General features: G+C 66.7%; 5 protein-coding genes, 1 pseudogene and 2 CRISPR repeat arrays. Of the genes and pseudogenes, 5 read left to right on the top strand and 1 reads right to left on the bottom strand.

The window, feature by feature from the left end; all coding sequences use genetic code 11:
* Nucleotides 1–86 precede the first annotated feature (86 nt).
* A CRISPR array of direct repeats spans nt 87–542; the repeat unit is 29 nt; unit sequence GGGAACAACCCCGCGTGCGCGGGGACGAC.
* 332 nt (nt 543–874) lie between these two features.
* Nucleotides 875–2,110, bottom strand: a complete 1,236-nt coding sequence (locus WH07_RS37665; RefSeq protein ID WP_079023312.1) for a helix-turn-helix domain-containing protein — start codon at nt 2,108–2,110, stop codon at nt 875–877.
* A gap of 496 nt (nt 2,111–2,606) precedes the next feature.
* Here WH07_RS37665 and WH07_RS17610 point away from each other — a divergent pair, with 496 nt between their 5' ends.
* The 5 genes and pseudogenes from WH07_RS17610 to WH07_RS17590 form a co-directional block, all read left to right on the top strand.
* Nucleotides 2,607–2,981, top strand: a complete 375-nt coding sequence (locus WH07_RS17610; protein ID WP_232788940.1) for an ATP-binding protein — start codon at nt 2,607–2,609, stop codon at nt 2,979–2,981.
* Nucleotides 2,978–3,676: a hypothetical protein gene (locus tag WH07_RS17605; RefSeq protein WP_063775785.1), complete on the top strand. Its 699-nt coding sequence runs from the start codon at nt 2,978–2,980 to the stop codon at nt 3,674–3,676. Before WH07_RS17610 ends, WH07_RS17605 begins: the two co-directional genes overlap by 4 nt.
* A 1,161-nt stretch (nt 3,677–4,837) precedes the next feature.
* On the top strand, nt 4,838–6,673 hold the full coding sequence (locus WH07_RS17600) for a right-handed parallel beta-helix repeat-containing protein (protein WP_046500933.1): 1,836 nt from the start codon (nt 4,838–4,840) through the stop codon (nt 6,671–6,673).
* A 341-nt stretch (nt 6,674–7,014) separates the two neighbouring features.
* Nucleotides 7,015–7,471: a CRISPR direct-repeat array (repeat unit 30 nt; unit sequence GGGGAACAACCCCGCGTGTGCGGGGACCAC).
* Nucleotides 7,472–8,021: 550 nt separating this feature from the next.
* Nucleotides 8,022–8,339, top strand: coding sequence for a MazG-like family protein (locus WH07_RS17595; RefSeq protein ID WP_046500931.1), 318 nt, complete (start codon nt 8,022–8,024; stop codon nt 8,337–8,339).
* Between the two features lie 128 nt (nt 8,340–8,467).
* Nucleotides 8,468–8,908 (top strand): annotated as a pseudogene (locus WH07_RS17590) (cytochrome P450); the annotation flags it as partial.

Here is an 8,908-nt window from a genome sequence, read left to right as displayed (position 1 = left end):
GTTGGGGGCGGGGGCCGGCTGCGGCTGGGGGAGCCCCGCTTGCGCGGGACGACGACACCGATCGGGAGGGGCGCGCTGTCGACGCCGGGAACAACCCCGCGTGCGCGGGGACGACAGGGAGCGCGTACGGACGCGTTCGGCAACGATGGGAACAACCCCGCGTGCGCGGGGACGACAGGCCGATCCACGTCCGGACGGGTGGCATGTCGGGAACAACCCCGCGTGCGCGGGGACGACCTTAAAGCTCTCCCCAAGTCACCGAATGTGTGGGGAACAACCCCGCGTGCGCGGGGACGACTACGAGACCGTACCGGCCTTGCGCTGGATAACGGGAACAACCCCGCGTGCGCGGGGACGACGGTGCCGGGGTTGCGCTTGAAGAAGCGGGCGAGGGAACAACCCCGCGTGCGTGGGGACGACTCGACGGAGGCGCGCAGGCCTTCGCCGAGGGCCGGAACAACCCCGCGTGCGTGGGGACGACTGCTCGACCTCGACCGGGCACGGTCGGCCGAGGGGAACAACCCCGCGTGCGTGGGGACGACAGTTCGTGAGCTGGGGTTTTATCCGGCGGGTGGGCTAGTTTTGCTTACTTTCGGGGAATCCGGCATAGCTCCTGTTCTCCGCCTTGCGGGCAATCCAGGCAGCCGTCCCGCTTGCTCCTGGTGCCATTCTCGTTCACCCGGTGCCGGTTGTCCGGCGTTCGCTACCCTCCGCGTACCTCCGCCCTTAACTCCACGGACCGCACCCGCCCCCGCGTGCCTGGGGACAACGGCCGGATCGTCACCAAGGTCACCACCCGAAGCCGCCAGTCAACCGGCGCGAGCGGCGGCGATTGGCTCGACGGGGTATGGGTGGGAGGGCAGACAGGCCTATGTCACCGCGGAGAGCCCCGATCCCCCGTCGGGAGCACCTTCAATCCCTCGTACGCCTCTCGGAGGTCCGACGCTTCCGGGAGCTGTCGGCGTTCCACAGCCCTGACAACCTCCAGCGCACGCCAATGATTCGACGGGACGATACGGCCGGACAGTATGGCCCGCTCTGCTGCGTTGCACGCCTCATCAAGCCGGTTGTCAACGAGTAAGGCCAGTGCCAAGTCAATATTCGCTGATGCCACCCGGCGCGGCCATTTCTCGATGTCGCGAGCGGGGGCAAGCCGCGCGATCACTTCTCGGGCGTATGTCTCCGCTGCTGGATCCCCGGCCCATGCAAGCGTTGTTGCTGTGTAGGCAAGCGACTTACCGGGGTCGTATTGGTAATGATGTTCCGTGCCCTTGCGCGGGACGAGCGCAGCCGACATACGCTGAACACGGTCGATGGCCGCATATGTTTCAGGGCCTTCACCGAGACGCGCCCTGGCCCTGCCCTCTTGCGCTGCCGCCTGAATGGCAGCCGAAGTTCCGGTCGGTGCCACTTCTTGCGCGATCTTCGACAGTTCCAGCGCGCGGCCGTATTCGCCATCCGTGAGGACCCGCCAGGCATCCGTCTCATAGCACCACGCTTCAATTTCGCGATGCTCGGCGTGCTGTGCAAGGGCGGCGGCCGTCTGCAAGCGGGCCGTCGCCGCATGTTCCTGGTTCAGGTCGATATGGAGCGTGGCCCCCAACAGTTGAAACCATCCCCCGACTACGTAGAGGCGTCGCTTTTCCCCAAGAGTCATGCGTGCATCCATAAGGTGTGCGACATACGCCGAGTGCTTGCGTACTCTTTCCAACAACTCCTGCGGCGGAGAGGTGGGGTACTTCATGGCCAACTCGTCGAAGGAGTTCTCCAGTCGGCCTAATGTCTCCTTCCCTGCGTCGCTTGCTGATACTCGCCGCGCCAGTTCGAGAGCATCGAATTCATCGTCGCTGCTCGCGGGAACTACGGCGAGCCACGCGTTAGGAGACTGTGGCGATACACAAGCATCGGGGACCAGTAGCGCGTCAAGCTCATTCGCTGTGACTGCCAAAGCCTTGGCAATCTTTGGACGTTGCCACGGTTGGGGATCGTTCTTCCCGTTCTCCCAGCGCTGCACCGTTGAGCGATCGACGCCGACCGCTTCCCCGAATTCTTCCTGGTTGAACCCGCACGCTTTCCGGCGCTCCGCGAATCTCCGTCGCCTGCTGGTCATCGTGGCCGGTCCTCCCTAGCGAAGGGTGCGTCTTCCCTGCTCAGCGTAGCCAGTGCAGCCAGGATGCAGCAGGACTGCGGCCTTTCTGCTGTGGTCTGGCCCAACTCCCCGTGATTCCCTACGTCTTGTGCATGACCGGCAGCGCATACACGGAAGGCGCGGACACGAACACCATGGCAGGCGCGACGGCAGCCCCGGCGACCAGCGACGCAGAGATTCTGCACGTGCGTACTGATAGCGGCTGGTGGCTATGGGGGCCTGGTCCGGAGCGGGCCGCCGATTTGGCTGCATCGAGCCAACGCGGTTCGTCTGCGGGCGAGTCGAGACCGGGTCTTGATCGAAGTTGCTCAGCAGGCCGGGGCGGAGCGGTGAATTACTGCGGGGGGCCTTACGGAGAGAAAAGGAAAGATGGAGGGCGCGTGACATGTACGGGAAACGCAAGCCGAACCCAACGGACCGCGGTGTTGTGCTGCGGTGGAGTCGAGATCCGAGGTGCGTGGCGCTGGCGCGGCACGAGTTGCGGAAGGCGTTGGCGGATTGGGGGCTGTCCGTTCTGGAGGACTCCGCCGTCCTGATTCTGTCCGAGCTGCTCAGCAATGCCGGGTTGCATGCGCGGGTGACGCCGGAGCAGGTCGTCGAGACGCGGTATTTCCGCAGTTCGGGCGGGTTACGGATCGAGGTGCACGACGGTTCGCCGGTCCGGCCGCAGCCGCGTACGCCGGACCCGGAGGCGCTCAACGGCCGGGGACTGCTCCTGGTCGATGCTCTGGCGGACGAGTGGGGTGTGGCTGAGCGGGTTGGGCCGGGGAAGGTGGTGTGGGCCTCGTTGTCCGTGCCGGTCGTACGGCCCAGCGAGAGGGACTGCTCATGACCGCGTCGGCGGGTAAGCCGGTGGGTAAGGCTCCGGTCATTCCGTACATCGCCTGCTGGTCCTCCGAGCACCGGCCCCAGGGCACGCTCGTTGTCCGGGGTGGCGGCATTGCGTACGCCGACGAAGGACCGTACGAACGCGACGACCTGGGCGTGCTGTGGAAACGGGTCGGCATCAGCCCCGGTAAGGGGCGGCCGGAGCTCGGGAACGTCCACTTCCTGCGCCAGCGCCACGCGATGCGCAAATTGCTGTGCCAGATCTGCGGCGGCCCGTCCGACCGTACGCCCGAAGGCACATTCTGGCTGGTCGGCGAGGACGCGGACTACCCGGAGTTGAGCAAGCCCGGCTACGTCACCACGCACCCGCCCCTGTGCGTACCCTGTGCGGTCACCTCGGTCGGGACCTGCCCGCACTTACGCAAACGCCATGTCGCCCTGCGCGTACGGACATTCGTGGTGGCCGGGGTCCACGGAGCGCTCTTTCAGCCGGGCGGGCTGTTCCCGGTGATGTACGACTCGGGCGGCGTGGCCTTCGAAAGCTGGCGGCTCGGCTGGGTACTCGCGGGCCAACTGATCATGGAATTGGACGAGTTCACCGTCGTGGACCTGGAAGCCGAACACGCCGCGTACCTGAAGCGGGCGGAAGCACCTGGCAGAGCCTTCGGCCAAAGCCCGGACGCCCGCCGCCGCCCCTGACAACGGACACCCCAGCCCCCGACGTGCCCCTTACCGCCCATTTGGGATCAGCCCCCCGTACGCGGGGACCGCTCCTGGTACGTGAAGACGACGGCGGCCGACGCGGGAACAACCCCGCGTACGCGGGGACCGCCGCTGGGCGCAGTGGAGTCTGGCGGACGAGCCGGGAACAACCCCGCGTACGCGGGGACCGCTCGTGGCAAGCACGTGTCGTTCCCCCTCAGTTGGGAACAACCCCGCGTACGCGGGGACCGCCGCTGGGCGCAGTGGAGTCTGGCGGACGAGCCGGGAACAACCCCGCGTACGCGGGGACCGCAGTTCGTGACCTGGGGTTTTATCTGGCCGGGGGCCGATTTTATTTAGTTTGGCGCCGCCGCGCTCGTCGCGTACACCGCCCGGCACGCGTCGTCGGAGTCGGCGGGCCAGGAGCAGCGGCGTGTGCCGCGCGGACCAGGCCGTCCGCAGAGCCGCTTGCATGAAGCGGACGACTTGGAACGGGACCGCTCATCAGGACCGGCGCTCGGCACTGTCCGGCCACAACTCATCCATCGGAAGACCAGTCTCGCGAACCTCGTTCGACCGTCGGTCTGCCCACCGTTCCGGGGCCCGCCCGAAGTCCATCAGGGTGGGCCGCAGCGGCTTTGGACCGCCCTGGAGCGCCATCCGTAACCGGCTCCATGCCGACGGCGGTATGCCACCGTTCGGCCCACGGGCGCAGATCACATGACGGTGTGTGCCACCTGACCCAAGGCGGGTGGCGCGCGACCATGGGCCGCTGACGTCGACCCCGCGAGTCCAGGCACCCGGCGTCCCGTGAAGTTGGCGCCTTTTGTATGGCGCGGACTCTCTGATACGCCGCGCTGGGCCGCGCGATATCAGCGGCCATCCGATGTATAGGGCGAAATGGCGCCCTCGCTCACTACGCATCGCACAGCAAATTGTCCATAGCGGGATGTATCAGAAATGAGAGCTAGGACTATTGACGAGTTGTGAGTTCGGCAGTTCAATCTCGCCCATATGGTCAAGCTGCCGGCACAGAAGGCGGAACGTCCCGACCGCCTTGGCGTCCGAGCCGCCTTCGCGTCCGAGAATCCTCGGGCAAGTAGCCGCTCGCGGTTTGGCGGTTCCCGCACAATCGCCAATCCCATCAAGGGGTGAAACATGTACCGCAAAATAATGCCCGGCCTATGCGGCGTCGCGTTGCTTGCTGCGGGCGTGGTGTCCGTCCAGAGCGGCGACACGCGCCCTGGCAACGTTGCCAGGGCCGCCGCCGCCGAGCCGGCTGCCAGGTCCGAAGCCCAGGTCACCGCCGCGGCCGGGGCCACCACTCCCTTCGTGACGGTCGAAGCCGAATCCGGGAGTCTCGGCGGCGGCGCCCGTATCCGCGCCATCAGCCCGGGCACGACGCCCCCGACCAAGGCCACCCTGGAGGGCGAAGCCTCGGGCTATTCGCTGGTCGAATTGAAGGCCAACGGCGATTCCGTGACATTGACGAACAACACGGGGAAGAACGCCAACAGCCTCGTGGTTCGCGCCTCGATTCCGGATTCGGCCGGGGGCGGCGGGATCAACGCGACGCTGAACCTGTACGTGAACGGCACCTTCCGCCAGGCGATCTCCCTCAGCTCTCAGCAGGCGTGGAACTACCGCGGTGCGACCACCAATCCGGACGACCCCCGCGCCGGAGGCCAGGCATACCGCTTCTACAACGAATTCCCCCTGCGGGTGACGGGTGCCGCGATTGCCCCTGGCAGCACCATCCAGCTCAAGAAGGACGCCGGCAACACGGCCGCGGTCTACGACATCGACTCCGTCGACCTGGAGAACGTCGGTGCCGCACTGGCTCAGCCGGCGAACTCGATCTCGGTCGTCAGCAACGGCGCGGATCCGAACTTCCAGAACGATTCGACGGTAGCCATCCAGAACACGGTGAACGCCGCCCGCTCACAGGGGAAGTCGGTGTGGATCCCGCAGGGCAAGTACCTGACGAACAGCCTGGTTTCCAAGCCGTTGGACTTCACCGGTGTGAAGGTCCAGGGCGCCGGCATGTGGTACACCACCCTCTACCGCAAAGTTCCGCTACCGGCCAACTCCTGGCGTTCGCAGATCGTAGTCGGCACGAATACGACGCTGACGGACCTTCAGATCGACACCAACGCAGTCTGGCGGGGAATCGGTGGCACCGGCGGTTCGGACTACGGAGTCAACGCCGGCGGGACGGGCTGGCTGATCGACCGGCTCTGGACGCGGCACATCGACGCCAACTGGCTGTCGGGTACCGACGGCATCCTTCAGAACAGCCGGACCGCGGACAGCTACGGCGACGGTTACAACATCAACAACGGCAGCTCGCCGAACGCGGAAAAGCTCGGCCTCAACATCACGGTACGGAACAGCTTCGCCCGGAACACCGGTGACGATTCCTTCGCGACGTACTCGGACGCCGGCCCCACCGGCACGAACGGCCAGGTATCCGGGGCGAAAATCCTGAACAACACCGCGATCGCACCCTGGTGGGCCAACGGAATCCGGATCGCCGGCGGAAAGAACGTCGAGGTGCGGAACAACGTGGTGAACAGCGTGTCATCGAACAACGCCCTGGAAATCAGCGTGTACGGCGATTCCGGGCACCCCCTGGAGTCCGCCATGGTCACCGGAAACGTCCTCCAGGGCGGCGGGGGCTGGAACGGCGTCCGGCACGGTGTACACATCGGTTCGCCAGGGACCACCTCGCAGTTCCCGAACGCTTTCACAAACGTCACCATGAGCGACAACATCATCCGCGGGTCCCTCACCGCGGGACTCGGCATCGATCGCACGCGCGTCAACGTCACGCTGACGAACAACACGATCGACCGTCCGGCGAAGCAGGGAATCTGGATCAATTCGGGAGTCACCGGCACGGGGAAGTTCACGGGCAACAAGATCCAGAACCTGCTCCCGGGGCAGGTGGCGCAGCAGAACGATTCACCGAACACATTCAAGATCACCGGCTGAACGCGGATCCGGTCCGAGGCCCGGGTTGTGCGAGGCCCGGGTTGTGCGAGGCCCGGGTTGTGGGAGGCCTGGTCAGGACTTGTCCGGCCGATCATGTTCGGAGCCGGATGGCGAGGGTTGCGGCGGTGAGGGTACCGAGAGAGACGTTGCTGCGCTTGTCTTGGCGAGTGGCGACGGTGGAGCTTGCGGACGAACCCGCCACGCGAGCAGCCCAGGCCCTCACCTCCCGCACCACCTCCACCGGGCGACCGCGCAGGCTCTGCCACGGCGTTTCATCCTGATGTTGGGGCCCCACGTGCGCGGGGACCACTCGGTCATCTCGGGCGGGATCGGGATGCCGGGGGGAACAACCCCGCGTGTGCGGGGACCACCAGCCGCATCCCGGCGGGCTTGGCCTGCTCGGGGGAACAACCCCGCGTGTGCGGGGACCACCAGCCGCATCCCGGCGGGCTTGGCCTGCTCGGGGGAACAACCCCGCGTGTGCGGGGACCACCACGCGGCGAGTTCCCACTTGCCCGCATCCTGGGGAACAACCCCGCGTGTGCGGGGACCACTCCGTCGGCTCAAGTCTTATTCGTCCCCCGCGGGGAACAACCCCGCGTGTGCGGGGACCACCCACGGTTGCAGTCGACGCAGGAGGGGACGAGGGGAACAACCCCGCGTGTGCGGGGACCACCGCCTCCCCGGGTGTCGCGAAGCCGGAAACCGGGGAACAACCCCGCGTGTGCGGGGACCACGAAAGGACGTGACACATGCAGCTCATTGATGAGGGAACAACCCCGCGTGTGCGGGGACCACAGTTCGCGAGCTGGGGTTTTATCCGGCAGGTGGGGTGGTTTTGCTTAGTTTCAGGGAAACCGTCATAGCTCCTGTTTCTTCTTAATCCGGGCGACCATCCCGCTAGCCCTGGGGCATTCTCGTCCATCCGGTGCCGGATGCCTGACGATCGCGTCCCTGCGTGCGCAACTCCGCGCCCGTTTCGTGCCCGGGAAGGCCTCGTCGTACGGGCACTGCCCGTCGCGCCCGACATCGGCGAGCGCCTCGGCGGCCCGCGGTCGCCCGCCGGAGCCCGGCCGTACCACTCAATGCCCGCTCCGCCTGGTCCAGCCCGGCATCGATATCGGTGTCGAGTAGGCGGCCTGGGAGACGGGGGACTGGCGGATGACTCCCTCGCCCAACTCGCCACGCTTGTCGCGGGCTGACACCCGAGCGAGTGGAAGAGTCGCAACCGGGAAACAGGTTGGGATTTTTGGCGGGTACGGTCTGGGCCCTGCGGGGCATGGGCCGACGCGGATGCCCCGGCACCGGCGCTTTTCTGACCACCTGTAGGACGATCGAGGAGAACGGTATGGACGGGACGACATGGGACGGTGTGGAGCGGCTGCGGGACTGGCTCGACGCGGAGGCGTCGCCAGCCGCGGCCGGTGACGTCAAGCTGTTGCGCGTACTGAAGATCGGGGAGGAGTTCGGGGAGGTCGCGGAGGCCGTGCATGGGGCGTTGGGCGCCAATCCTCGTAAGGGCGCGTCCCACACGTGGGATGACGTCCACAAGGAACTGTGCGATGTCATCGTGACCGCGATGGTCGCGCTCGCGACGTGCACACCGGACGCGCGCAAGCTGCTGGAGGAACGGCTGAGCCACCTGGTCGACCGGGTGTCTGCCTGATTGTGCGGCGATCCGGTCATCAGGCCATGCCCCGCCTCCATCCCCTAACCGTGGAGGTGTCCCCGGTTCTTGCTAGAGTCGAGGCGTCCGGGAAACGGGGATGTATCCCCAGTTAGCTTGGAGGGTCCATGCGTGCCGATCAGATCGTTGAACTCACCTCCGCCGCGCCGGACTTCTTCGCCGATCCCTATCCCGCGTATCGCAGGCTCCGTGCCGAGGGACCCGTGCGGCGGTTGCGGATGCCGGCTGGGGAGGACGTGTGGATGGTGCTGGGGTACGACGCCGTTCGCGCCGCGTTGGGGGAATCCCGGCTGCGGAACGATGTGCGGCACTCCGTCGCGTACGACAGCGACGGCGGATACGCCATCGGGCGCAACATGCTTCAGGTCGATCCGCCCGATCACACCCGGCTTCGGGCGCTCGTTTCACGGCAGTTCACCGCGCGGCGCATCGCCGGACTGCGGTCCCGCATCGAAGAGATCGTCGCCGAGCTGCTCGACGCCATGGCCCCCGCCGGCCCGGTCGCCCCTGCCGGTCTGGCCGCTCCCGCCGGCCCGGTCGCTCCCGCC

The organism is Streptomyces odonnellii (assembly GCF_000981895.1).
Taxonomy (GTDB): domain Bacteria; phylum Actinomycetota; class Actinomycetes; order Streptomycetales; family Streptomycetaceae; genus Streptomyces; species Streptomyces odonnellii.
Note: the sequence above shows the minus strand (reverse complement) of the source record. Positions and strands in the feature narration are given on the sequence as shown.